Raw genomic sequence first — 23,730 nt, forward strand, 5'->3', positions numbered from 1 at the left:
GTCTCGCGCAAGCTGCCGCAACTAAAGCTCGTGTACTAAATAAAATCCGGCCGGCTGCCCACCCTAGGTAGCCGGCCGGGTTGCGTAGGAGTGGCCAAGTCTATAGGCCATCTAGTGGGGATGGGCGACTATCACAGCCAAAGCTGCTACGGAATAATTATGTACTAGCCAGCTTAGTGATGAAATGATAATAGTTATACTTATTGTGTAAATATGTTTGCCTGCAGTAATTATTGTATCTGCTGCGTCCAGATATTTCATTGCAACGTGCAAAAATAAGCCTGTTATGAAATCGTTGTTTTATAGTTATTTATATGTATTTTTGTCGCCCTTTTTAGTGGGTAATAGCTTATGTCTGTCCAAGCTCAACTGACAATTATTTTTTGCTTGCAGTAATTATATAATGATAAAAGTGCAATTTATGTGGGGCTGCTTTAATGATTTATAGAGTATAGCGTGCCGTGCCTGTTGCCCGCCTTTCTAAGCTTTACACCAGGCCGGCCCGTGGGTGCACAAAGTCGCCATATGCCAAAGGCGGCTACCCAGACCTAGGGCTCTTACCGAGTAAAGTGGTATTGCTCAATCCCTCCCTACTGCCTGAAATACTACCCGATAGCCATGCGGGTAGCGCTCCCTGTTTGCTTAAAAATGAAATTGATTAAACTCTACTTCTGCGCCTGCTTAACCCTGATGCTGGCCCTAGGCCAGTCGAGCCGGGCCACCGCGCGCCCGCTCGACGAGAACCCACTCGATGGCCTATGGAAAGGCCCGCTGCAAATGCCCGGTGGCAAGCTGGAAGTAATTTTTCGCCTGGTAAAGCTCAGCAGTGGGGAATATTTCGCTACCCTCGACGTGCCCATGCAAAAGGTGAGCCGCCTGAGTGTGACCGTGACTATGCGGGCCGATACTGTGGTGCTGACTTCTACCGAGGCCAACGCCACCTACATAGGCCGGCTGGCTAGCAATGGCAGCCAGTTGCAAGGCAGCTGGGTGCAGCCCGGGTTCAAGGTGCCCATGGTGCTGAGCCATGCGGAGGTGCCAGCCGCTACAGCTATTGTGGCGCCGCGCCTCACACCGCCTTACCGCGAAGAGGAAGTGCGCTTCAGCAACATCGACGCGCGGCTACAGCTAGCAGGTACCCTCACAGTGCCCGCCGGGGCGGGGCCCTTTCCCGCCGTAGTACTGCTCAGCGACGCTGGCCCGCACGACCGCAATGGTACAGTGGGCGACTTCGCGCCCCTGAGCCGCCTGGCCGACTACCTCACTCGGCGCGGCATAGCCGTGCTGCGCTTCGACGACCGGGGCGTGGGCCAGTCAAATGGGGGCGCTCAGCCCACTATCAGTGAGCTAGTAACCGATGCGCAGGCCGGCCTTAGCTACATGCGCACTCGCTCCGAAATAGACCTGAGCAAGCTCGGCCTGATAGGCCACGGCGAGGGCGGCAACGTGGCGCTGCTGGCGGCCACAATGCCCCTGCCCCCCTCCTTTGTGGTGGGGCTGGCGCCATATGCCCTGCCGGGCAGCGTCATTCTGGCGCAGCAGCAAGAAATTGCCCTGCGTAGCCTGCACACCGACCCAGCCCAGATAACGGAGTCGATTAATCGCCAGCAGGAAATGTTCAGGATTATCAACCATACCCAGGACAATAATCAGGCGCAGAACGTCTTGGCTAATATGATGCGGCAGAGCAATGCCAACCTCGACCCCGCTGCGGCGCAGGCAAGCGCAGCCGATATGGTGAGCGCCCGCTACCGTTACTTCTTGTCGTTCAATCCTCTCGAAAACCTGCCGAAAATAGCTTGCCCGGTCTTATTGCTCTATGGCACTGCCGACGATATGCTAAATGTGGACACCAACGCCGCGTTGCTCAGCAGGGCACTGCGGAGTAATAAAAGCGTGACTACGCACAAGCTCCTAGGTGTCAACCACCTGTTTCAGCCCGACCGCACGCAGTGGCCGCTGCTGAATGGCGAGCCCAAGCCCAATCTCTCGCCCGCTGCCTCTGAAGCCGTACGGGCCTGGGTAACCGGGCAAGCTGCGAAGTAAAAGAAGTAACCTAGGGTGCTAAGGCTACACGAAATGCCGAGCCCTGGCGAAAACCTTTTAGCTGAATAATAGACTAACTAGCAGATTGATTGCTAACGGGTATAGGTCTTGCGAGTATTAAGCGAAGCTAAAGGATAAGAGCAAGTTAAGTGTATTGAACGTGCCTAGTACCTAGGTGGCTGTCGCCAACGCAGCGGCGCTTCTGCGCGTAAGGGGAGGCTCATTCTTTCACATTTTACTTGACTTGTAATGAATAAGCTAACTCTCAGCCTACTGGCGGCGGCTACTCTGAGCCTCGCAAGCTGCGGCGACCTGAAGAAGACGGACGATAAAAACTCGCTCTCCGATGCTACTCCCGACACTGCCGTAGTGGCTCGCACAGGCAACACGGCCGCCGATGTGGCTACCAACGCGGCCGATGCCGTGGATAGCGCCGCCAGCAAAGCAGGCTCGGCCATCAGCAATGCCTTTGACCTCACTAAGGCCAAGCTTTCGGATGTTAAGTTTCCTGAAGTAAACCTGCCAGGGGTGTCGGTGCGCGGCAACGACGACTACCAGGTGTACGGTGTTGATGAGAAGGTGCTTTTTGACACTGACAAGGCTACCATCAAGCCTTCGGCCGCTGATGCCCTTAAGCAAATTACGGCCTCCATCACCCAGCGCTACGCAGGCAAAGATGTGCGTGTACTAGGCTTTGCCGACTCGCGTGGTGACAAAAGCTACAACCGCGACCTGAGCAAGCAGCGCGCCGAGGCCGTGAAGAATTACCTCGTCACGACCAATAAGCTTCCTGCTGACCACGTAAGCACCGAGGCATTCGGCGAAGAAGAGCCCGCAGCCAGCAACGCTACCGCCGCCGGCCGCAAAGAAAACCGCCGCGTCGAAATCGCCGTGAAAGTCCGCTAGACCGCAGATTCGAACGGATTTGTCGGATGAAACGGATACGCCTGCCTACGGCAGGCTGACTATTTCTAAGGCTCAACTAACAAAAAAGGCTGCCCTTTCGGGCAGCCTTTTTTATTTGAAACTAGCAGAGTAGTTAGCCCGCCGCAGGCAGGCGTATCCGTTTCATCCGACAAATCCGTTCGAATCTGTGGTCTACTTGTACTCGTCTACCTCGGCGCGCATCATGGCGTTGAAGCGGGAGTTGCCGTTGGCTAGCGTTACTAGGTTCCAGCCGCGGCCGATGGCGTAGCTCCAGGTGCGGCTGTCTTTGAACTCAAACGTGGGGCGCAGAATCTGGCCGTAGGGCGTGTAGTTATCCATGAAGTTGGTGGTGTAGAATTTATCACCGCTCACAATCCACTCCATAGCCACGTAGAAGCCTTCCTCAGGCGCCGGGATATTGTAGCTCGTCAGGTCGACAGTGAACCACTCGCCGCCGCGGGCCGCCGACACTATCACGCTCTCGCCGAGCATGTCCGAGTTGGGGGCGTTGTAGTTGCCATCGGCCTTGTAGAGGCGCACCCGGAAAGGCTCGCGCGGAAAGCCGTTTTCACCGATGTAAAACGCTACCGAGCGAATAAAGCCCAGCTTCTTTGCTTTCTCATTCTTGCACAAAAAGGCATACTGGCTGCCCGGCATCCCCTGAATCATGCCCGCGCCGGGTGAGTTGTTGTGCGCCCCGAGCATCAGTGGCCGCACTTTGCTAGCTTCCACCACAATGTTGGCCAGCTGAATGGGCTGCTTCGGAATTTGCAGGATAACTTCTTCCATGTTGGTGCCGCGCTTCACAAATAGGGCAGTGCGCTTATAGCCTAGGGCCATCACAACAATAGAGTCTTCCGTCACCTTTGTGGGCATGGCCATCTGGAAATAGCCATATTCGTTGGTAAGGGCGCCGGTTTGCTCTTCGCGCAGGTTAATCGAGGCGAAGGGAATGGGGCTCTGGGTTTCCGCATCGACCACACGGCCCGTAATGCGGCCTTCCTGGGCGCGGCTAATAAATGGCGATAGCCCGATAACGGATATAATGAATAGTAGTCGCTTTATCATATTGGTAAAAGCTAAAAAAAAGGCTCAGTCCACAAATTTAGCATCATGTTTTGTGAAGTTCCACGACTTCGAATAAAAATAACCTCAAAGTGTCCGTTAGGGTAAGATTATTTATTTTTTCAATAAGAATAATCATAAATACGTATCGAAAAATGACTGAAAAAATCAGTTTCATCCGATAATATGCAAATTTGGAGTACCTTTCGGAAAGACTTGACAGTGGTTGATTTTCTATGCTAAGTGAAAAATAGTTATCTGATTGCCTTGCTGCTGTGGTGGGGCGCTATAGTACCTAAAACACGGGCGCAGGGCCCAATTCCTGAGGCCGGTGCTGGTTTGCCGCCGACAACCGCTCTGGCTCCCAAAGCGGACGTATCGCTGGAAGGCCTATGGCAGGGTAAGCTTTTATTGCCAGGAGGCTCCCTAGGCTTGACGGTGAGCGCAGTAGCCCTGACGGGCGGCCAGTATTTTGCGGCGCTCGATGTACCCATGCAGAAGCTGCATCGGGTGCCGGCCGAGCTGCAGCTGGTGCCTGGTACCGATTCGGTGCGGCTGCTGCTGCCGCAGCTAGGCAGCCGCCTGTTGGCCCGCCTCGATTCGGGAAACCTACTGCTGCGCGGCACCTGGACGCAGCCTGGCTTGCGCACTACGCTGGTGCTGCGCCACGCCCCACTGCCCGCTGCGGCAAGCACCGTCACAGCGCTGAGCCGGCCCTACCGCGAAGAAAAAGTAATATTTTCAAATTTTACGGCGCGGCTGCGGCTCGCTGGTTCGCTCACGGTGCCGGCGGGCACGGGGCCTTTCCCCGCGGTGGTGCTGCTGTCGGACCTAGGGGCGCAGGACCGCGATGGCCGCCCCGCTGACCAATCGGAGCCAACCACGGCTAACTATCCCCTGCTAAGCTTGCTGGCCGACTATCTTACTCGCCACGGGTTAGCAGTGCTGCGCCTCGATGACCGGGGCATGGGCCTGTCGGAAGGCAATACGGCTACCACTACCACCACGCAACGCGTGAGTGATGCCCAAGCGGCGCTTAATTACCTGCGTACGCGGCCCGAGGTAGACCTGCTGCACCTAGGGCTAGTGGGGCACGGCGAAGGCGCCAATGTGGCGCTGCTGGCCGCCGCCCAGCCTTTGCCCCCAGCCTTTGTGGTGAGTCTGGCAGGCTATGGGCAGCCTGGGCTGGCCACGCTGCTAACGCAGCAGGCCGCGGCCTTGCGCGCCCTCAAGCTGACGCCCAGCGAGCTCGATATTCGCCTGCGCCGCCAGGCTACCCTGGCCGAGCTAGTGCGCTACTCAACCAACCTAGGCCAGACGCAAGCCATGGTAGCCAACCTGCTGCGCCAGGATGAGCCAAGCCTATTGCCCGAGATGGCACAGCTACGCGCCGCCGCGCAGCTAATGCCTTGGTACCGGGCCTTCCTCACGTTTGACCCCTTGGCCGGGCTGCAAGCCGTGCAGGCACCCGTGCTGCTGCTAAGCGGCCTAGCCGACGAGCAAGCGCCCCCGGCCGACCACCAACTGGCGCTGGAGAAGGAGTTGCGCGCCAATGGCAACCGTACTGTCAGCAGCCAACGGCTGGCGGGCGTCAACCATTTGCTGCAGCCTCCGCCCACCCAATGGGTGGTGCTCGACGGCGAGCCGCGGCCCATTGTGGCGCCTGCCGTGCTCGAAACGATGCGGTTGTGGCTGGTGGCGCAGGCGCGCAAATGAGAGGTCCTAGGGGGTGCCCAACAACTTTGCTGGGCAGCTAGCTGGAAGAATGGCGCGGCAACACGTTCTTCGCCCCGCCGATAGGGGCCGGGCGGGGCCTCGCCTAGCGGTTGCGCCTTGTTCTTCACTCATATCCTAGCGAAATGTCCGCGCTCTACAACTTCGACTTGCTGGTGGCTGGCCCACTGTGCATGCTGATAGTGCTGGCCCTGCGGCGGTTTTTTAACTTGGCCGAGCGGCTGCCGCGCTGGAACCAGGCGCTGTCGTGGGTGTGGGTGCCCGCCGTGCTCGGCTTTGGCATAACGGCGGCGTTTCGCTACCGCAGTACCCTGCTCGACGATGCCTACATGCTGTGGGTGTACGCCGTGGTGGTACTAACGCTGCTGCTGCTGTGGAACTACCGCCCGGCCCGGCTAGCGCTGCTGGCCTTGGCGCCCCTGCTGCTGCACCGGCTCGTCAGGTTTGGGCTAGACCTAGGCAATTTGCGCCTGCTGGCGCCCTATGCCAGCCTTTTTAAGGGATGGGGCAATTTTGCCAACCTATGGCTCATCGGCTTGGTGCTAGTGGCTCGCTCTCAAAAGCGCCTTCTGGCCAAAGAGCAGCAGCAGCGCCAGCAAGAAGAGCAAGCTCACCAGCTCATTGCAACCCAGAATGCAGAGCTAGAGCGCCTAGTAGCCGAGCGCTCAGCCACCCTCACGCAGCAGGCGGCCAGCTTGCAGCAGGCGCTGGAAGAGCTGCAGCTGACGCAAAACCAGCTGATTCAGGCCGAGAAGATGGCTAGCCTGGGCGAGCTCACGGCCGGCATCGCCCACGAGATTCAGAACCCGCTCAACTTTGTCAACAACTTCGCTGAAGTATCGGCCGAGCTACTCGAAGAGTTGGCTGAGGAGCAAGCCAAGCCCTCGCCCGACACCGAGCTGGAGCTGGAACTGCTGGGCGACCTAACGCAAAACCTACAAAAGATAACGCAGCACGGGCAGCGAGCGGCGAGCATCGTGCGGGGCATGCTCGAGCACTCGCGCGCCAGCACCGGCGAGCGCAGCCTCACCGACCTCAACGCCCTCTGCGACGAGTACCTGCGCCTGGCCTACCACGGCCTGCGGGCCAAGGACAAGGCCTTCAACGCCACCCTGCACACCGACCTGGCGCCGGTGCTGCCCCTGGTCGAGGCCGTGAGCCAGGACCTGGGGCGGGTGCTGCTCAACCTGCTGACCAACGCCTTCTACGCCGTGCGCCAGCGCCAGCAGCAGGGCGGTGAGCCGGGCTACGCGCCCACCGTGCAGGTGCGCACCCGGCGGGTGGGCGACGAGGTGGAGGTGCAGGTGCAGGACAACGGCACGGGCATCGCGGAGGCGGTGCGCCAGAAGATATTCCAGCCGTTCTTCACCACCAAGCCCACGGGCGAGGGCACGGGCCTGGGCCTCTCACTGGCCCACGACATCATTGTCCAAGGACATGGCGGTGACCTCACCGTAGCAAGCCAGGAGGGACGGGGCACCACGTTTACGGTGCGCCTGCCCATCTACAGCCCAGAGTAGACGACGGAACAACAAATTGCTATAGCTGAAAAATGGAAGACGATGGCATTTTGCTCGGTACCCCGGTAGCTATCCTGGCCCTCTGGATGGTGCGGCGGTTTTTAGGCACGGCCACGCGGCTGCCGGCACTCGACCGGCGCTTAGCTAAGCTCTGGATTCCGGGAGCGGTAGTCTGGGTAGGCTACTTGCTGCTCGGCGAGAAGCTGCACCTCGATGGCGACCTGATAGACGATATATTTATTCTGTTCGTAATCGCGCAGTTCCTGCAAGTGGTGTGGCGGCTGCGCGACTACCCACCCGCTCGCACGCTGGGGCTGGCCTTGGTGCCGTATGCAGCCGTGCTCTTGCTGGCAGTGGGGTGGCGCCAACTGGCCCCTAGGTCGTTCAAAGAGTACAACGACGGTATCGACATGGTCGGTACCTGCGTGTTTTTCTGGATGGTGGGTCTATTTTGGACTGCCCGTGGCCAGAAAAAGCGGCTGGCCATCGAGCTGGAGCGCCGGGCCGCAGAAGAGAAGGCGCAGCAGCGCATTGTGGCCCGCAACACCGAGCTCGAGCAGCTGGTGCAGGTGCGCACGGCTGCTCTGCAGCAGCAGGCAGCTAGCTTGCAGCAGGCACTGGAAGAGCTGCAGCTGACGCAAAACCAGCTGATTCAGGCCGAGAAGATGGCTAGCCTGGGCGAGCTCACGGCTGGCATCGCCCACGAGATTCAGAACCCGCTCAACTTCGTCAACAACTTCGCTGAGGTCAGCACCGAGCTGGCCCAGGAGTTGGCTGAAGAGCGGAAGCGCCCCGCCCGTGACCCGCTGCTCGAAGCTGAGCTACTGGGCGATTTAAAGCAGAACATGCTCAAAATAGTGCAGCACGGGCAGCGAGCGGCGAGCATCGTGCGGGGCATGCTCGAGCACTCGCGCGCCAGCACCGGCGAGCGCAGCCTCACCGACCTCAACGCCCTCTGCGACGAGTACCTGCGCCTGGCCTACCACGGCCTGCGGGCCAAGGACAAGGCCTTCAACGCCACCCTGCACACCGACTTGGCGCCGGTGCTGCCCCTGGTCGAGGCCGTGAGCCAGGACCTGGGGCGGGTGCTGCTCAACCTGCTGACCAACGCCTTCTACGCCGTGCGCCAGCGCCAGCAGCAGGGCGGTGAGCCGGGCTACGCGCCCACCGTGCAGGTGCGCACCCGGCGGGTGGGCGACGAGGTGGAGGTGCAGGTGCAGGACAATGGCACGGGCATCGCGGAGGCGGTGCGCCAGAAGATATTCCAGCCGTTCTTCACCACCAAGCCCACGGGCGAGGGCACGGGCCTGGGCCTCTCACTGGCCCACGACATCATTGTCCAAGGACATGGCGGCACGCTCGAAGTAGCTTCGCAGCCCGGTCAAGGAACTACGTTTACCCTGCGCTTGCCTTACTAGTGGCACCTAGGGCCCGGTACTATTCTTATCTTTACTATGATGAAAATCCTGGTTGTTGACGACGAGCCTGATGTGCGGACGCTGTTCGAGCAGCGGTTTCGCCGCGAAATCCGCAGTGGGGCGCTGGCCTTTTCCTTCGCCTACTCGGGCGAGGAGGCCCTAGGGTATCTGCACGAGCACCATTCCGAAGTAGTGCTCATCCTCTCCGACATCAACATGCCGGGTATGAGCGGCCTAGAACTGCTGCGCCGCGTGCGCACCGAGCCCGCCCCGCCGCCGCCGCCCCGCGTGATGATGATAACCGCCTATGGCGATGAGACGAGCCGCACCCAGGCCCTGGCCCTCGGCGCCGACGACTTCCTGACCAAGCCCGTCGACTTCGCCGCCCTCAAAGAAAAGCTACTTGCTCTGCCTTCCGCATGAAAACAAAAATACTGGTCGTAGACGACGAGGCTGACCTGGAACTGCTTGTAAAGCAGAAGTTTCGTCGCAAAATACGCGAAGGCGAATACGAGTTTGTATTTGCCGCTAATGGCCAGGAAGCCCTGGTGCGCGTGGCCGAGCACCCCGACACAGCCATCGTGCTCTCCGACATCAACATGCCCGTGATGGATGGGCTGACGCTGCTCACTGAGCTGCACGAAACCAATCCCATCATCAAAACCGTCATCGTATCGGCCTACGGCGACATGGCCAACCTGCGCGCCGCCATGAACCGCGGCGCGTTTGATTTTGTGTGCAAGCCGGTCGATTTCAATGACCTAGAAGTCACCATCGAGAAAACTATCTCGCAGGTGCAGCAACTGCGCGATACGCTAAAGGCCATGCAGGAAAATAACATCCTGAAGATGTACGTCGACGAGACGGTCATCAACTTCATGGCGCGGCCTGACTTTGAGAGCCGCCTGCTGGCCTCCGAAACCATCGAGGGCACGGTGGTATTCATCGACATCTGCGGCTTCACGTCGCTCTCCGAAAAGCTGCCTGCCGCCACGGTGGTGGACCTGCTCAACCGCTACTTCGACCAGATGGTGAAGGAGATAATTGCGCAGGGTGGCTACGTTGATAAGTTTATGGGCGACGCGGTGATGGCCGTTTTCCGGGGCGATTTTCACCTCGACCGCGCCGTGGATGCGGCCCTGGCTGTGCGCACCCGCCTCCTGGCCGAAGCCGAGCAGGTTATTCCCGGCACCGAGTACCGCCCAGCCGTCAGCATCGGCATCAACACCGGCGAAATGGTATCGGGCAACATTGGCTCCGAATCCCTTAAGCGCCTAGACTACACCGTGATAGGTGATACTGTAAACGTGAGCCAGCGCTTACAAGCCGCCGCCAAGCCCGGCCAGATTATCGTGCGAGCCGACGCTTACCAGCGCATCAAAGAGTCGTTTCAGTGCCGGCCCGTGGGCGAAGTGAAGCTCAAAAACAAAGAGCAACCCGTAATGACGTACGAAGTGCTAGCTTAGTGCTTAGTGCTTGGTGCTTAGTTACTGGAATACTAAGCACTAGGCACTAACAGTGAGGCACCAAGCTCACGCTTCGTTCTGCCGCCGCAGGCGCTGGCAGAGCACGCGTAGGATATTGCGCAGGACCTCCCCGCGTTCTTCCATCACGTCGTAAAAGTCATCCTGGTCGAGCCGGAAGGCCCGCACCGCGCTCTGAGCCACCGCCGTGGCCGAGCGCGGCTCGGCGTCGAGCAGCGCCAGCTCGCCGAAGAAGTCGCCCTGCCGGAAAGTAGTCAGCAGCTGCGGGCCGTTGAAGATGCCTACTTCGCCCTCGTACACAATGTAGAGCGAAGCCCCTAGGTCGCCCTTAGCAAATATTTGGTGGCCAGCCGGAAACGTGACTTCCTGCATAATGGGCACGATGCTGCTGAGCACGTTTTCGGGCGTCTCGGCAAATAGCGCGGTGTGGCGGAGCAGGCCCACCCGGGCCTGGGCCGGCAAGTGGGCAGCGGCGGCGTGGTGGCTCATAAGCAACTGGGGGAGGGCCGGCAGCAGTCGCAGGGCCTCGTTATAAATAGTATGCTGGCTGGTAGCCAGGTGGTTGATGGCCGTAAGAGCGCTTTCCTGCAGCAGCGCGTTGGGGCTGGTAAAGTAGGGTAGCCAATCAGGCAGCTGCCCTAGGGTAGGCATGTGCTGCCGCAGCGCCACAGCCACGGTCCAGTCGCTAAACGTGACCTCGCCCTGCTGGATGATGTAGGCTGGCAGGGCCGTAGTGGTAGCCAGTGGCCCGAGCAACTGGTCAAATACCTGCGCTTTTTCGGCGGCCGGGCTCACATCGAGCAGCGCTTGCAGGCCCTGATACCAAGGGCGCGGAATGAGGTTATCCAGAATTTCTAGGGCGTTGGCTTGGCGTTCGCGGGCGGCGTGGGCCACGCCTCGCTGCGCGTCTACTATCAGTTGGGGCGGGTACAGCTGCTGCAGCAAGCCAAAAATGCGTTGCTCGATGCGGTCGAGCTCGTAGTCTAGGGCTCGCGCCAGCTCGCTGGCGATACCTAGGGGCGCTAGCCCATGAAGCAGCCGTTGCGCCAGCCGCAGCTCGTCTTCTACCAGCCCCTGAAAAATAGGGGCATCGGCTGCCACGGGGGCAAAGCCGCGCAGGGCGCGTAGGGCCACTTCGCGCCGGGTGGGGTGCGGCTGCTGGGCCAGTGCCACCAAGGCGCGGCGGCCCTCGGGCAGCCGCAGCTGCCCGGCCACGGAGGCGGACCGGCGGGCCAGCGGCTCGGGGGTGCCCGGCTGCAGTGCTGCCACCAGGGCCGGCACGGCCGCTGGGCCCAGCACCAAGAGGCGCGAGGTAGCGGCGGCCCGGCGCTTTTTGTCCGTTAGCAGCTTCGTAAGCTCCTGCGCCTCGGCTAGGTCGGTAGGCGCCTGGGTTACGGCGGCCATAGGCTCGGTAGGGAGCTCGGTGCGCAATTCTTCAGTCAGCGAGAAGCGCTGGCTCAAGGAGTGCTGTAGCTCGGCGAGGTAGTGCCCATATGTGCGCGCCAAAAAGAACAGCGCGCCGGCCATGAACAGCGCCATCCACACAAAGGGCAGCCATTCGGCAATAGCTTCGTGGCTAGCCGTGAAAAACAGCAACAGGCCCGCGAGGCCCATGCCAAGGGGCTCATAGTAACCCTTAGCCAGGGTATGCGCCTGCAGGCGCTCGGGGGGCGCCAGGGGCTGAAACAACACCAGAAAAACTGGGTCGAACACGGCCCGGCGCAGTACTTCCAGCCCTAGGTACAAGCCACAGAAATAAATGAGCAGCGTCGATTCGCCGGCGCCCAGCCAGCTCAGGGCGCCAAAAGCCAACAGCCCTGCCAGCACGGTGCCCGGCAGCGTCAGTAGCATCCGCCGGATGCCTAGGCGGTCAAGCGTCACTTGCGCCAAGCCCACCTTAAACAACATAGCCAGCAGGTAGGTGAGGGCTAGCACGCCGCCCACGTACCGCATCACCAAGGTTTGGTCGTGAAACTTGTGCTTGACGTTGACAAAAAACGAATACTCCACGCCCGTCGTCACGGCTGCGATAGCTGTTAGGCTTAGGCAAATACTCAGTACGAGCTGGTTGTTGCCAAACCAGCGCTGCCACACGCTGGTACCCGCCACCCGCTGCCGCCGGCCCACTGGGCGCGCCTCTACATCGTGCGAGCGTAGCGTGGCTTTCACCACCAGCAGCGCCGCCCCGTAGGCCGCAAAAGCCGTGAGCAGCAGATACAATAAATCTGTGTGCGCGTGGATGATAATGGCCAAGCCAGCCCCTAGGGCCTTGGCTGGCATGTCGCCCGCGCTAATGAGGCCAAACAGTCGCTTGCTCTGCCGCACGTCGAACACCACCGCCGACACTCCCCAAAACTCTAGGTTGGTGAGCAGGTAAATAACCCGGTAGCCGGCCATAATGGCCACCGCTGCCGCCACCGAGTGGCCCAGCAGCACCAGCGCCCCCAGCACGCCCGCCAGCACCACCACCGCCACCAGCACGCGCCCGGCTAGCTTTTGCAGCACTAGGTGGTGCTCAAAATACGTGTACACCCGCCCAGCCGCCATCATGGCTAGCGCGGCGGTGCCGTAGGCCAGGGGCAGGTTGCGCTCGGGGTTGTTTTCGAGCAGAATAACATTTGCCGCCACGTACACCAAGATGGTGCCGATGCCCAGCAAAAAGTTGTGCAGAAAGAACAGCCAGACCGTTCGCGTCTCGTCAGGACGCACGCCCAGCAGCCGGTACCAGGTAGAGGAAGTAAACAAAGCGCCAGCAACAGATGAGCCGGCAAGTTAGGGCAGGGGAGGGAGGTGCGAAAAACTAAGAGGAGGCCCCAGGAAACAATAGCGCTCGAATGGAGCTCAAATAGCTCGTCCAAGCGCAATTGTTTCCCGGGGCCTCCTCGCAGGAGCAACCAGGCCGCGGTTATTTAATCATGTCTACTTCGGCTTTAATCATGGCGTTGTAGCGCTGGCCCTGGCCGTTGGCCAGCGTGAGCTGGTTCCAGCCGCGGGCAATAGTGTAGTTCCAGGTGCGGCTTTCCTTAAACTCGAAGGTGGGGCGCATAATCTGGCCGAAGGGTGTGTAGTTCTCGTCCATGAAGTCAGTTTTGAAGAACTTATCGCCGCTCACAATCCACTCCATCGCTACAAAGAAGCCTTCTTCAGGAGCCACCACGTTGTACGACGTCAGGTCAACGGTGTACCACTGCCCGCCGGCCGGCGAGGACACCACCACGCTCTGGGTTAGAATATCGGTATTAGGGGCGTTGTAGTTGCCATCGGCTTTGTAAATGCGCACCCGAAACGGCTCACGCGGAAAACCATTTTCGCCGATGTAAAACGATACCGACCGGATATTACCTAGGCGGTGATTTTTATCATTTTTAATAAAGAAAGCACACTGGCTGCCCGGCTGGCCTTGCAGCAGGCCCTCACCCGGGCGGTTAGAAGTGGCACCTAGGCCTAGATTTTTGACTTTGCCACCTTTTACCGTCACGCTGCTCAGGGCAATGGCCATGCGCGGCACTTCTATCACCATATCGGCCTGGGCCTGGCCTCGCTTTACCAGCACAGCGAGGTGCTTGTAGCCGAGAGCCATTACTATCAGCGAGTCTTGTGCATTCTTGACGGGAGCAGGTAGCTGAAACACCCCGAACTCGTTGCTGAGGGCACCGGTTTGCTCGTCGTGCAGGCTTACGGAGGTAAAAGGCAAGGGCTCTTTCGTCTCTTTATCGATAATCTTACCCGCTAGCAGTACGGGTGCCGTGGCTTGGGCTTGCGCTAAAGTGGACAAGCCAAAGAAGAATAATGCAAAATAAAGTAAGCTTCTGTACATATATAATAAGTTTTTAGTTGCGGTAATACAAATCTATACCGTAACGATGTTTAGCTCCGCATGGAGGAGCTAAAAAATAGGGCTTCATGGAAACAAATTGGCTAGGCTAGCAGATACCCACCGCCTAGGCACTTGTTGCGCTACTATTGGCGCTGTAAGGAACCTTCGAGCCCCAAACGGACGTATCTTTGTTTAAATCCCGTCTAAATAGCAGCAGTTACTTTGGCTTTTCTTCGTCGCTCTCCCCGTACCGTTGCGCCTACCCCCATTTCGTCGCGCCGCACTGCCAATGACCTGCGCGTGGGTGAAACGGCAACTGTGTGCTGCCTCAAAGACCCCGAAATGGCCCTCAAACTGCTTGAGATGGGCTGCATCCCTGGCACGCAGGTGCGCCTAGCTGGCCGCGCCCCACTCGGCGACCCGCTGATGCTAGTGCTTGGTGATGAAGAATATACGTTGTCGCTGCGCGTGAGCGAGGCCACAACCATTCAACTGAAAGCTTAAATATCCCCTGACTTTCCCCGCCGATGCAGGAAACTCCAACTGCGCCCCGGCCGACTACGCTGCCCCCTTCCAACCGGCCGGCGGCCGACCCGCACCTTCCCCGCCTTGCCCTCATCGGCAATCCCAACTCGGGCAAGACTTCGCTTTTCAACCAGCTCACGGGCCTCAACCAAAAGGTTGGTAATTTTCCGGGCGTCACGGTAGACCGCAAGACGGGCGTAGCCCAGCTCGGCGGCCAGCGCCGGGCCGAGATTATCGACCTGCCCGGCACGTACTCGCTTTACCCTAAAAGTCTTGATGAGCAAGTAATTGCCGACTTGCTTTACAACCCTGGCGCGGCCGACTACCCCGACTTTGTGGTGGTGACTGTGGATGCCAGCAACCTGCGCCGCAGCCTGCTGCTGTTTTCGCAGCTCGCCGACCTAGGGCTGCCCGCCATCCTGGCCCTGAACATGACCGATTTGGCGGCCGAGCGCGGCATCCAGATTGACCTGGCCGCGCTGGAGCGCGAGCTAGGGGTGCCCGTGGTGCCCATGAACGCCCGCAAGGGCGTGGGTGTGGCTGCGCTGCGCATCGTGATGGCCGAGCGCCTGGCTGCCCCGCCCGCCCTGCGCTTCTGGGAACCCGAGGGTGACCTGCTGCCGCTGGTGCGCCAGATTCGCTACTACTTCAACCTGCACAACGACTACTTGGCGCTGCACTATGCGCACCAGTTTCGGGGCCTGCGCTTTTTGAGCGACGACGACCGGGCGTACTTACTGGAGCTGACCGAGAAGTACAAGTTTGACTCGACAGCGCGACAGGCCGAAGAAACCATTGGCCGCTACGCCCGCATCAACGAGCTGCTGCTGGAAGTAGTGACTGTGACGCGCACCGAGCAGCGCGAGCCAGCTTCCAACAAGATTGACAAGGTGCTGACGCACCGCGTGTTTGGCTACCTCATTTTCCTAGGTATCCTGTTTCTGCTGTTTCAGGCCATCTTCGCCTGGGCGCAGTACCCTATGGACCTCATTGACCAAGGGGTGGCCAACTTCAATGAACTGCTGCAGAATAATTTTAGTGGGCCGCTGGTGCGGCTGCTCACCGAGGGCGTCATTGCTGGCCTAGGGGGCGTGCTGATATTTATTCCGCAGATTGCCTTGCTTTTCGCCTTCTTGGCGGTGCTAGAAGAAACCGGCTATATGGCCCGGGTTACCTTCTTGATGGACAAACTCATGCGGCCCTTCGGGCTGAGTGGCAAGAGCGTGGTCCCGCTTATTTCGGGGCTGGCCTGCGCCGTGCCGGCCATTATGGGCGCGCGCACCATTGAGAGCTGGAAGGACCGGATGCTAACCATCTTCGTGACGCCGCTGATGTCGTGCTCGGCGCGCATTCCGGTGTACACGGTGCTGGTGGCGCTGGTGGTGCCCGACGAGTCGTGGCTCGGCATCTTTAATATGCGTGGGCTGGTACTCATGGGGCTGTACCTCCTAGGTCTGGTGTCGGCGCTTGTGTCGGCTTTTGCGCTCAAGAAAATCTTGAAAGCCCGCGAGCGCAGCTACTTCATCATGGAGTTTCCGGTGTACCGCTGGCCCCGCTGGAAAAACGTGGGGCTGACCATCATGGAGAAGGTCAAAGCCTTTATATTTCAGGCTGGTAAGGTGATTGTGGCCATCTCGGTGTTGCTGTGGGTGCTGGCCAGCTACGGCCCTGGCAACCGGCAGGCGCAAGCCGAAGCCCAGATGCAGCAGCAGGCCGACGCTCAGCGTTGGCCCGCCGCCGAACTAGAGCGCCGCGTGGCTTCGGCCCGCCTCGAAACATCTTACGCAGGCACCTTCGGTCACGTCATCGAGCCGGTTATCCGGCCGCTGGGCTTCGACTGGAAAGTAGGTATTGCACTGCTCACATCGTTTGCGGCGCGCGAGGTCTTTGTGGGTACCATGAGCACCATCTATAGCGTGGGCCAGGATGCCGACCTAGGTACCGTGCAGCAGAAGCTCGCTAATGAAAAAGACCTCAATGGGCAGCCCTTTTTCACACCAGTGCGGGCACTGTCGCTGCTGGTATTTTACGTCTTCGCCATGCAGTGCATGAGCACGCTGGCCGTCACCTACCGCGAAACCAAGAGCTGGCGCTGGCCCCTAGGGCAGTTGGTGTACATGACCGGCCTAGCCTACGCCGCCTCACTGCTGGTGTGGCAGGTGTGGGGCTAGGATACTCCAAGTATGTTTGTCCTTGCGAGGAAGCACGGCGCAGCAATCGAACCCTTCAAACTCGTCTCGATTGTTGCTGTATCGTACTTTCTCGCAAGGATAATCTGTTTATTGCTTCTTCTGCTAAAATGACTTCTTACGAAACCCTGCTGCATCTCGCATTCCGCACGCCGGCCGACCAACAGCATTACCTGACGCCCGCCGTGCTGGGCGCCTACACAGGCTTTGAGCAAGCCGCGCCCCGCGAGCAGGGCTTTCGCTTTGAGCAATGGCGCCTAGGGGTGGCCACGAGCCTGCTGCGCCTACTGGCCGACCTAGGCGACCACGACGAAGCCCGGCGCGCGGCTGATGTGCTGCACCGCGCGCTTAGCACCGCCCGTTCGCCCGAGGACATCGACAAGCAGATTCACAAAGAGAGCAAGCTATTTGACCAGGTGTATACTAACATCTACGTCAATGACGAAGGTGAGGCGATACTTGACCTCTTCGCTCGCACCCTCGACGCCGACGCGCCCGACCTGCTAGCGCAGGTAAACGACGAGGCCGTGGACCTGGCCCGCGACCTGGATTTTGAAGCTCGCAATGACGACGAGGACGAGTAGTATAAAGCACTGAATGAAAAAGGCCGCCCCGATACTCGGGGCGGCCTTTTTTGTGGCGTAGAGTGCGAGGCTTAGTAGCCAGCGTTCTGCGTAAGAAGCGAATTATTGTTGATTTCGCGCTGCGGAATGGGCAGGACAAAGCGTTGGTCGCTAGCATACACGGCGGGCGAAGCCGGGACGGCGGGCGAATCAGCTGTGGCTGGCTTGGCCGCTACGGCCGGAATGACAATGCCATTAACGCGGTGCAGGTCGTGGATGCGGAAGCCTTCGAAGGCTAGCTCTAGCTGGCGCTCACGCAGGACATCGTCAAGCGTAACGGTAGCAAGGGCAGTGGCCCCCGAACGCGTCCGCACAGCATTTACGTCGGCCGTGGCCGAGGTAGTGTTGCCGGCCCGTACATCGGCCTCGGCCCGAATGAGGTACATCTCGGCTAGGCGAACAATAGGAATGTTCTGGCCATAGGTGCGCCACTTCAAGGTCCGCAGACGGTTGCGGCGGCTGTTGCCATCGCTCAGGTAGATAAGCTTCTTAGTCGTGATAGCCGATAGCGAGTCGGTGCCGCGCACATCGCCGCTGCCGTAGCCGTACTGGTTGGCAAAAGCGCCCGAGATAAACACGTCGCCGCGGCCGTAAAGCACGGTTTGGTCGCCATTGGGGCTGTAGCCGGCAAAGTAGGTAGCTAGGCCATCGTTGCTGGTGCCCGCGTTGTTTTGGTCGTTCTGCTGAATCTCGAAGAGGCTTTCTGCGCTGTTACGGTTGGCAAATACTGCTGCTACCGAGCCAACGAGGCTAGCGCCACTGTTGGTGATAACGTCGTTAGCCATGTCACGGGCGGCTGTGTAGTTGCCTTGCTGCAAGTACACGCGCGCCAGCATAGCCTCGGCCGAGTACTTCGATGCGCGAGTTACGTTCTGGGTGGGCAGCATGGTAGAGGCCGTGCGCAGGTCAGTGAGTATTTGCGTATATACCTCCTCTACCGAAGCGCGGGGTAGCTTCACGTCGGCCTGCTCGGTAGTCGTAATCGGCACGATGTTGATGGGCACGCCCGGCTGCGTATTGCCACCCCCGGCCTGGTACTGCTGCGCAAACAGGCGCACCAGCTCGAAGTACATGATACCCCGGATGTAGTGGGCCTCGCCTTCAAACTGCTTGCGCTGGCCGGCATCGGTCACGGCGGGCAAGGCATTCAAAATCAAGTTGCACTGGTTGATGGCGTTGTAGGCCTGCGTCCAGATACCCTGGGAGTTCGACAAGGTCGAAATCTGGGTGTGCAACGAGATTTGGCGGTAGTTCTGGAAGGTACCCGCCCACGAGATATAGCCGTTGCTGGCCATGAGTTCGGGTACCAGAATCAGGTCGGTGCCATAGAGGCGAGGGTCGTCGAGGCGAGCGTAGGCACCTACTACGGCGGCGCTCACTTTCTGCGAAGTGTTGTAGGCGTCGTCGGCGTTGATGCTCTGCTGGGGTTCTATCTGCAGCGCGTCTTTGCAGCCCGCTAGGCTTAGGCCCAGGGCTAAGACACCGGCGGACCAGCTGAATATATTTTTCATATCTAACTAAAGGACAAATTATTAAAAGCCTATGTTCACGCCCAGCAAGTACGTCTTAGCCAGCGGCGGCGTGTAGAAGTCGTGGCCTAGCAAGTAGCTGGCAGTACCTAGGCCGTAGGTGTTTACCTCGGGGTCGTAGCCGGTGTACTTAGTGAAGGTGGCCAGGTTCTGGCCCGTAATGTAGATGCGCAGCGTTTGGATGTGTCCACGCTTCACGAGCTCGGCCGGCAGGTTGTACCCTAGGGTCACGTTCTTGATGCGGAAGAACGAACCATCCTGAATCCAGCGCGACGAAGTGTTGGTGCCATTAGAAGCGCCGAAGCGCGCCTGCGGTACCGAGGTAATGTCGCCGGGGTTCTGCCAGCGGTTGAGCTGGTCGATGGTCTGGTTGTCGAAGAAGTCAGCGTTGGCCGACTGGTACGTACCTGCCGAGTTGTAGATGTCGTTGCCGTAGGTAAACTGCCCGAGCGCGCTCAGGTCGAAGCCCTTGTAGTTAACGGTCGTGTTAACACCACCCGTAAACTTGGGGTTCGGGTTGCCTACTTTCTGAATTGGGGCGGCCGCGTAGCTGTTGGTCGTTGAGCCATCGGCGTTGTAGTAGAGGGCGTCGCCATTGGCAGCATCCACACCAGCGTATTTCTTGGTGTAGAACACACCTAGGGGCTCGCCAGCCTGCACCCGGCTAATGGTATTGCCGGTCGGGATGATGGGTGTCGGCAGGTCGGTAATCAGGTTGCGGTTAAACGACATGTTACCGCCCACTGTCCACTTCACGTCCCCGTCGAGGATGCGGCCGTTCAGTGAGATTTCAAGGCCTTTGTTGCGCAGGCCACCTACGTTTTCGGTGATGGTGGTATAGCCGCTCACCAGCTGCAGTTGGCGGTTGAGCAGCAAGCCAGTGGTGTTCTTTTGGTAGAGGTCTACCTCACCGGTGATGCGGTTGTCGAGGAAGCCAAATTCTACCCCTAGGTCCACCTGCTTGGTAGTTTCCCAGCTCAGGTTGGGGTTGCCAAGGGCGGCATCCGGGGCAATGCCCGACTGGTCGGCGTAGGGTAGGGCCGACACCAAGCGGCGCGAGCTGAAGTTGCCAATCTCGCCGTTGCCGGTGACGCCGTAGCTGGCGCGCAGCTTCAGGTAATTAATGATTTCGTTGCCCTTCAGGAAGCTTTCTTCCGACAGCAGGTAGCCCACCGAGCCGGCCCCGAAGGTGCCGTAGCGGTTGTTGGCCCCGAAGCGCGACGAGCCGTCGCGGCGCACGCTACCCGACAGCAGGTACTTGCCCTGGAAGTTGTAGTTGGCGCGGGCGAAGTACGAGAGGAAGGAGTAGCCGGTACCAAACGACGTATTACCGCCCGTTTTCACGGCTGCGCTGGCAATGCGCGTGAACTGCGGCGTAGGGAAGCCCCGGCCCTCGGCCGACGTCACCTTCTGGTCGGCACGCTGGTACGACTCACCCGCCAACACGTCGAAGTGATGGTTTTCGCCAAGGTTGAAGGCGTAGGTTAGCGTGTTCGTGTTTGTGTAGTTAACCGTCTGCGTCTGCGAGTTGAAGGCGTAGCCGGTGGCGCCGCCGTCTTGGGTGCCCGCACCGCGCACGAGGTCCTCATTCAGGTTCAGGAAGTCGCCCCCAACTTCGGTGCGCAGCACTAGGCCCTTCAGGATGGTCCAGTTGAGGTAGGCCGTGGTGAACGAGCGGTAGGTACCAGCCCGGTTCGAGCCCAGTTCCTGGTCAAGTAGGTTGTTGTAGTAGATAGTGCTGGTGTTCAGCGCGCCCGTGGTGGGGTCGTACTGCGGCTGCAGCGGCGTGAGCGCATTGAGCTGCAAGGGGTTCGAGAAGGCATTGTCGCCCGATACCCGGTCGTTGACGGTGCGCGCTAGCGACACGTTCAGCCCTACCTTGAGGTTTTCGTAGATGCTGTGGTCGAGGTTCAGGCGCAGGCTACCCCGCCGGAAGCGGTTGCCGATGATAATACCCTTCTGGTCATTGAAGGTGCCGCTCAAAAAGAAGCGCGTTTTGGCATCGCCGCCCGATGCGCTAAAGTCGTACTGCGCCACGTTGGCGCCGCCTTTGAAGAGCTTAAACTTACCGTTGTTGCGGAAGGCTAGGCGGTCCCAGGGGGTGTTGTCGGTCGAGTTGTAGTCGAGGCTGCCTTCCCCAGCATACGCGTCGGCCAGCGTGGGGTATTGCGTCTCGCTATCAGGACCGATGAGGCCCGCATTGGTCATCGACTCGCTCAGCAGCGTGCGGTACTGGTCGGCATTCAGAAACTGGCGAAAGCGCGTGGGCGCGCTAATACCGTAGTAATAGCCCACGTTCACCTTAGTCTGGCCCTGGCGACCTTTCTTGGTGTTAATGAGGACTACACCGTTCGAGGCGCGCGAGCCATAGATGGCCGAGGCCGAAGCATCTTTTAGAATACTGATGCTCTCGATGTCGTTGGGGTTGAGGTCAGCCAGTGGGTTTAGGGGCTCGTCGCCGGCCTGCGACTGGTCCTGGAACGTAATCGGTACGCCATCAATAACGTATAGCGGGCGGTTCGACGCCGTTACCGACGATGTGCCGCGCACCTGAATGTTGATGCCTTGCCCCAGCTTACCGCTACCTTGGTTGATAACTACGCCTGGCGTGCGGCCCTGGATGGCTTGCTCGAAGCTCGTAACGGGCTGGTTTTCGACCACGCTGCCCGAGAGCTGGGTCACGGCGCCCGTGAGGTCGGCCTTGCTTTGGGTGCCGTAGCCCACTACCACCGCCTCGTTGAGGGTGCTAGTGCTGGCTTGCAGCGTTATGTTGAGGGTCGTTTGGTTGCCTACGGCCACCGTTTGGGTCGTATAGCCGATAGAGCTGATAACTAGCGTGGCGCCGGGCTTCACGTTTAGCGAGAAGGTGCCGTCGCCCGAGGTAGCCGTGCCATTAGTAGTGCCTTGCTCCAAAACAGTAACTCCCGGTAGCGGGCCACTGTCTGAGCCTATTACACGCCCGCTGATTGCCGAGGACTGGGCAAATGCGGGCAGAGCAGCCACCACCAGCAAAGGGGTGAACATGTTTCTCATATAGAATGGAATAATTGGTAAAAAAGGATAAGAGCGAGTAGGCCATTTGGGTGGGGAAAAACTAAAAAAAGCAAAAGGCCAACTACAAAGAAAATAGGTGCTTATTGGAGAATAGATGAAAAAAATTAACATTCAGTTGAATTATTGATAGTGTAGGGCGCGTGAAGAGGCTGAAAAAGGCTCTACCTAAGCAGAATAGGGGGCATGGTAGCTGTATAGGTGAAATGCTGAGTTCTCGCTCAGCCAGCAGTAGGTGAGGCTTGATTAGCCGAGTCTCCGGACTTGTGCGGCGGTGTGCAACCATTGGAGGCCCTAGGTGGCTCTACCAACTACAACTGACCCACAACCACTCCTCCTGTTATGAAACTCTCAAAAGCTTTACTCAGCGCCATCTTGGTCGGCGTGACCGTGCAAGCCACTACCAGCTGCGGCAAAAAGGGTGACCCCAAGCCCAAAGAATTGGCGGGCCAAGCTAACCAGGGTGAGAAAAAAGAGCCCTATAACTGCCCGGCCTGCGGCCTAGGCTAAGCCGTGGATACGCCGGAAACCCCTGCTGTGCTGGCCGCCCTCGCCTGCAACCTGGATGCGGACATCCTGAGCGCCGCGCTCCCGCTGCTGGAAGCGGGCCAAGTCGACGCCCTCGAATGGTCGTTTGATGCGCTGTACTGGGCCAGTGAGGTACCCGCTTGGTTTACGGAGCTGCTGCACGCTTATAGCAGCGAGCAGCGGCTGCTAGGCCACGGCGTGTACTTCTCGCTGCTGTCGGGCCGCTGGACCAGCGAGCAGCAACAGTGGCTGTGCCAGCTGCGCGAACTGGCGCAGCGCTACTCGTTTGCGCACGTTACCGAGCATTTTGGGGCGTTTACGGGCCAAAACTTTCATGCCGGGGCCCCGCTCTCGGTGCCGTACTCGCCGGTGGCATTGCGAATTGGGCAAGACCGTCTGGCGCGCCTTGCAGAGGCGGCCCGGTGCCCGGTGGGGCTCGAAAACCTGGCCTTCGCTTATTCGCTCGACGAGGTGAAGCGCCAGGGCGATTTTTTATCAGCATTGCTGGCGCCCGTCAACGGTTTTCTGATACTGGACCTGCACAACCTGTATTGCCAGCTCCACAACTTTTCTATTGACTACGAGGAGCTCCTAGGATGCTACGAGCTAGACCGGGTGCGCGAAATCCACATTTCGGGCGGCAGCTGGGAAAATTCGCAGTTGCTGCCCACTCGCAGAATCCGACGCGATACCCACGACGAGGCTGTGCCCACGGAGGTGTTTGAACTGCTGGCACGCACCCTGCCGCGCTGCCCCAATCTAAAGTATGTCGTGCTAGAGCAGCTCGGCACCAGCCTCAAGACTGAGGCCAGCCAGGTGCAGTTTCGGCGCGACTTTGCCCAGATGGCGGCGCTGGTGCAGCAGCACAACCACGCGCCTAGGTCGGTGCCCAGCGCCTTTTTGCCGCGCTGGCCGGCCCTGCCGGCGCTGGCCGTGCAAGACGACCTGCTGCACGAGCAGCAGCGGCAGCTCTCACACATTCTGGAAACGGCTACCTCGCTGCCCGAGGCGCAACAGCGGCTGCGGGCGTCGGTGCTAGCCCATTCGGCTTGGCAGATAGAGCATTGGGAGCCCTACATGCTGGAGACAGCGCTCAGTATTGCGCAAAAATGGAAGTAGCTGTGGAGAAAAAGGGCCTTGCTTTTATAACAAGCAGCCTGGGTAAGGCAAAAGAAGGCGCGAAAGAAGAGGGCTAAATAGCGCGTTTTTAGTAGCTTAAAGTCCGAAAAAGCAACTCTAGGGTAAATGACTTTGAAGATTTAACTATTTGTTAA

Annotated in this window: 17 protein-coding genes; 12 read left to right on the forward strand and 5 right to left on the reverse strand. The window is 59.3% G+C overall.

Annotated elements, in window-relative coordinates:
* Positions 1-648: 648 nt before the first annotated feature.
* Positions 649-2,046, forward strand: coding sequence for an alpha/beta hydrolase family protein (locus tag JAO77_RS08285; RefSeq protein WP_198989868.1), 1,398 nt, complete (start codon positions 649-651; stop codon positions 2,044-2,046).
* A gap of 249 nt (positions 2,047-2,295) precedes the next feature.
* Entirely contained in the window at positions 2,296-2,952 is a 657-nt protein-coding gene (locus tag JAO77_RS08290) for an OmpA family protein (protein WP_198989869.1), read from the forward strand.
* A 192-nt stretch (positions 2,953-3,144) separates the two neighbouring features.
* Here the strand turns inward: JAO77_RS08290 and JAO77_RS08295 are convergent, their stop codons facing one another.
* Entirely contained in the window at positions 3,145-4,041 is an 897-nt protein-coding gene (locus JAO77_RS08295; protein WP_198989870.1) for a carboxypeptidase-like regulatory domain-containing protein, read from the reverse strand.
* Positions 4,042-4,377: 336 nt separating this feature from the next.
* Here JAO77_RS08295 and JAO77_RS08300 point away from each other — a divergent pair, with 336 nt between their 5' ends.
* The 5 genes from JAO77_RS08300 to JAO77_RS08320 all read left to right on the forward strand — a co-directional run bounded on the left by JAO77_RS08300 (position 4,378) and on the right by JAO77_RS08320 (position 10,176).
* Positions 4,378-5,754 (forward strand): alpha/beta hydrolase family protein, encoded by a 1,377-nt coding sequence (locus tag JAO77_RS08300; protein ID WP_198989871.1) that lies wholly within the window; start codon positions 4,378-4,380, stop codon positions 5,752-5,754.
* A 143-nt stretch (positions 5,755-5,897) separates the two neighbouring features.
* A complete protein-coding gene (locus tag JAO77_RS08305) occupies positions 5,898-7,292 on the forward strand; it encodes a sensor histidine kinase (RefSeq protein WP_235998309.1) in 1,395 nt (464 codons plus the stop codon).
* A gap of 32 nt (positions 7,293-7,324) precedes the next feature.
* Positions 7,325-8,710 carry a sensor histidine kinase gene (locus JAO77_RS08310; RefSeq protein WP_198989872.1) on the forward strand — a complete coding sequence of 462 codons (1,386 nt, stop codon included), beginning with the start codon at positions 7,325-7,327 and terminating at the stop codon, positions 8,708-8,710.
* 39 nt (positions 8,711-8,749) lie between these two features.
* Positions 8,750-9,133 (forward strand): response regulator, encoded by a 384-nt coding sequence (locus tag JAO77_RS08315; protein WP_370550087.1) that lies wholly within the window; start codon positions 8,750-8,752, stop codon positions 9,131-9,133.
* Positions 9,130-10,176 (forward strand): adenylate/guanylate cyclase domain-containing protein, encoded by a 1,047-nt coding sequence (locus JAO77_RS08320; protein ID WP_198989874.1) that lies wholly within the window; start codon positions 9,130-9,132, stop codon positions 10,174-10,176. The genes JAO77_RS08315 and JAO77_RS08320 overlap by 4 nt, the downstream gene beginning before the upstream one ends.
* Positions 10,177-10,242: 66 nt before the next feature.
* Here the strand turns inward: JAO77_RS08320 and JAO77_RS08325 are convergent, their stop codons facing one another.
* Positions 10,243-12,939, reverse strand: a complete 2,697-nt coding sequence (locus JAO77_RS08325; RefSeq protein ID WP_235998313.1) for a cyclic nucleotide-binding domain-containing protein — start codon at positions 12,937-12,939, stop codon at positions 10,243-10,245.
* 160 nt (positions 12,940-13,099) lie between these two features.
* On the reverse strand, positions 13,100-13,969 hold the full coding sequence (locus JAO77_RS08330) for a carboxypeptidase-like regulatory domain-containing protein (protein ID WP_198989875.1): 870 nt from the start codon (positions 13,967-13,969) through the stop codon (positions 13,100-13,102).
* Positions 13,970-14,233: 264 nt separating this feature from the next.
* Here JAO77_RS08330 and JAO77_RS08335 point away from each other — a divergent pair, with 264 nt between their 5' ends.
* The 3 genes from JAO77_RS08335 (at position 14,234) to JAO77_RS08345 (ending at position 17,309) form a co-directional block, all read left to right on the forward strand.
* Positions 14,234-14,515, forward strand: a complete 282-nt coding sequence (locus JAO77_RS08335; protein ID WP_213019354.1) for a FeoA family protein — start codon at positions 14,234-14,236, stop codon at positions 14,513-14,515.
* A 23-nt stretch (positions 14,516-14,538) separates the two neighbouring features.
* Complete coding sequence (gene feoB, locus JAO77_RS08340) at positions 14,539-16,707, forward strand: ferrous iron transport protein B (RefSeq protein ID WP_198989876.1); 2,169 nt, start codon at positions 14,539-14,541, stop codon at positions 16,705-16,707.
* Between the two features lie 128 nt (positions 16,708-16,835).
* The gene (locus JAO77_RS08345) at positions 16,836-17,309 is read left to right on the forward strand and encodes a hypothetical protein (protein ID WP_198989877.1); all 474 of its coding nucleotides are present in this window, start codon (positions 16,836-16,838) and stop codon (positions 17,307-17,309) included.
* Between the two features lie 71 nt (positions 17,310-17,380).
* Here the strand turns inward: JAO77_RS08345 and JAO77_RS08350 are convergent, their stop codons facing one another.
* Positions 17,381-18,859 (reverse strand): RagB/SusD family nutrient uptake outer membrane protein, encoded by a 1,479-nt coding sequence (locus JAO77_RS08350; protein WP_198989878.1) that lies wholly within the window; start codon positions 18,857-18,859, stop codon positions 17,381-17,383.
* Positions 18,860-18,880: 21 nt separating this feature from the next.
* On the reverse strand, positions 18,881-21,901 hold the full coding sequence (locus JAO77_RS08355; RefSeq protein WP_235998314.1) for a SusC/RagA family TonB-linked outer membrane protein: 3,021 nt from the start codon (positions 21,899-21,901) through the stop codon (positions 18,881-18,883).
* A 369-nt stretch (positions 21,902-22,270) separates the two neighbouring features.
* Between JAO77_RS08355 and JAO77_RS08360 the strand changes: the two genes are divergently transcribed.
* Positions 22,271-22,438: a chryseobasin-related MNIO class RiPP peptide gene (locus JAO77_RS08360; RefSeq protein WP_198989880.1), complete on the forward strand. Its 168-nt coding sequence runs from the start codon at positions 22,271-22,273 to the stop codon at positions 22,436-22,438.
* A 3-nt stretch (positions 22,439-22,441) separates the two neighbouring features.
* On the forward strand, positions 22,442-23,575 hold the full coding sequence (locus JAO77_RS08365; RefSeq protein WP_370549915.1) for a multinuclear nonheme iron-dependent oxidase: 1,134 nt from the start codon (positions 22,442-22,444) through the stop codon (positions 23,573-23,575).
* Positions 23,576-23,730 lie beyond the last annotated feature (155 nt).

This window comes from Hymenobacter sp. BT559 (assembly GCF_016427535.1).
Taxonomy (GTDB): Bacteria; Bacteroidota; Bacteroidia; order Cytophagales; family Hymenobacteraceae; genus Hymenobacter.

Excerpts from the sequence above, each read along its gene's own strand:
- JAO77_RS08360 (WP_198989880.1), top strand. The coding sequence starts at position 22,271 with ATGAAACTCTCAAAAGCTTTACTCAGCGCCATCTTGGTCGGCGTGACC.
- JAO77_RS08320 (WP_198989874.1), top strand. The coding sequence starts at position 9,130 with ATGAAAACAAAAATACTGGTCGTAGACGACGAGGCTGACCTGGAACTG.
- JAO77_RS08285 (WP_198989868.1), top strand. The coding sequence starts at position 649 with ATGAAATTGATTAAACTCTACTTCTGCGCCTGCTTAACCCTGATGCTG.
- JAO77_RS08310 (WP_198989872.1), top strand. The coding sequence starts at position 7,325 with ATGGAAGACGATGGCATTTTGCTCGGTACCCCGGTAGCTATCCTGGCC.
- feoB (WP_198989876.1), top strand. The coding sequence starts at position 14,539 with ATGCAGGAAACTCCAACTGCGCCCCGGCCGACTACGCTGCCCCCTTCC.
- JAO77_RS08345 (WP_198989877.1), top strand. The coding sequence starts at position 16,836 with ATGACTTCTTACGAAACCCTGCTGCATCTCGCATTCCGCACGCCGGCC.
- JAO77_RS08315 (WP_370550087.1), top strand. The coding sequence starts at position 8,750 with ATGAAAATCCTGGTTGTTGACGACGAGCCTGATGTGCGGACGCTGTTC.
- JAO77_RS08350 (WP_198989878.1), bottom strand. The coding sequence starts at position 18,859 with ATGAAAAATATATTCAGCTGGTCCGCCGGTGTCTTAGCCCTGGGCCTA.
- JAO77_RS08295 (WP_198989870.1), bottom strand. The coding sequence starts at position 4,041 with ATGATAAAGCGACTACTATTCATTATATCCGTTATCGGGCTATCGCCA.
- JAO77_RS08290 (WP_198989869.1), top strand. The coding sequence starts at position 2,296 with ATGAATAAGCTAACTCTCAGCCTACTGGCGGCGGCTACTCTGAGCCTC.
- JAO77_RS08355 (WP_235998314.1), bottom strand. The coding sequence starts at position 21,901 with ATGTTCACCCCTTTGCTGGTGGTGGCTGCTCTGCCCGCATTTGCCCAG.
- JAO77_RS08305 (WP_235998309.1), top strand. The coding sequence starts at position 5,898 with ATGTCCGCGCTCTACAACTTCGACTTGCTGGTGGCTGGCCCACTGTGC.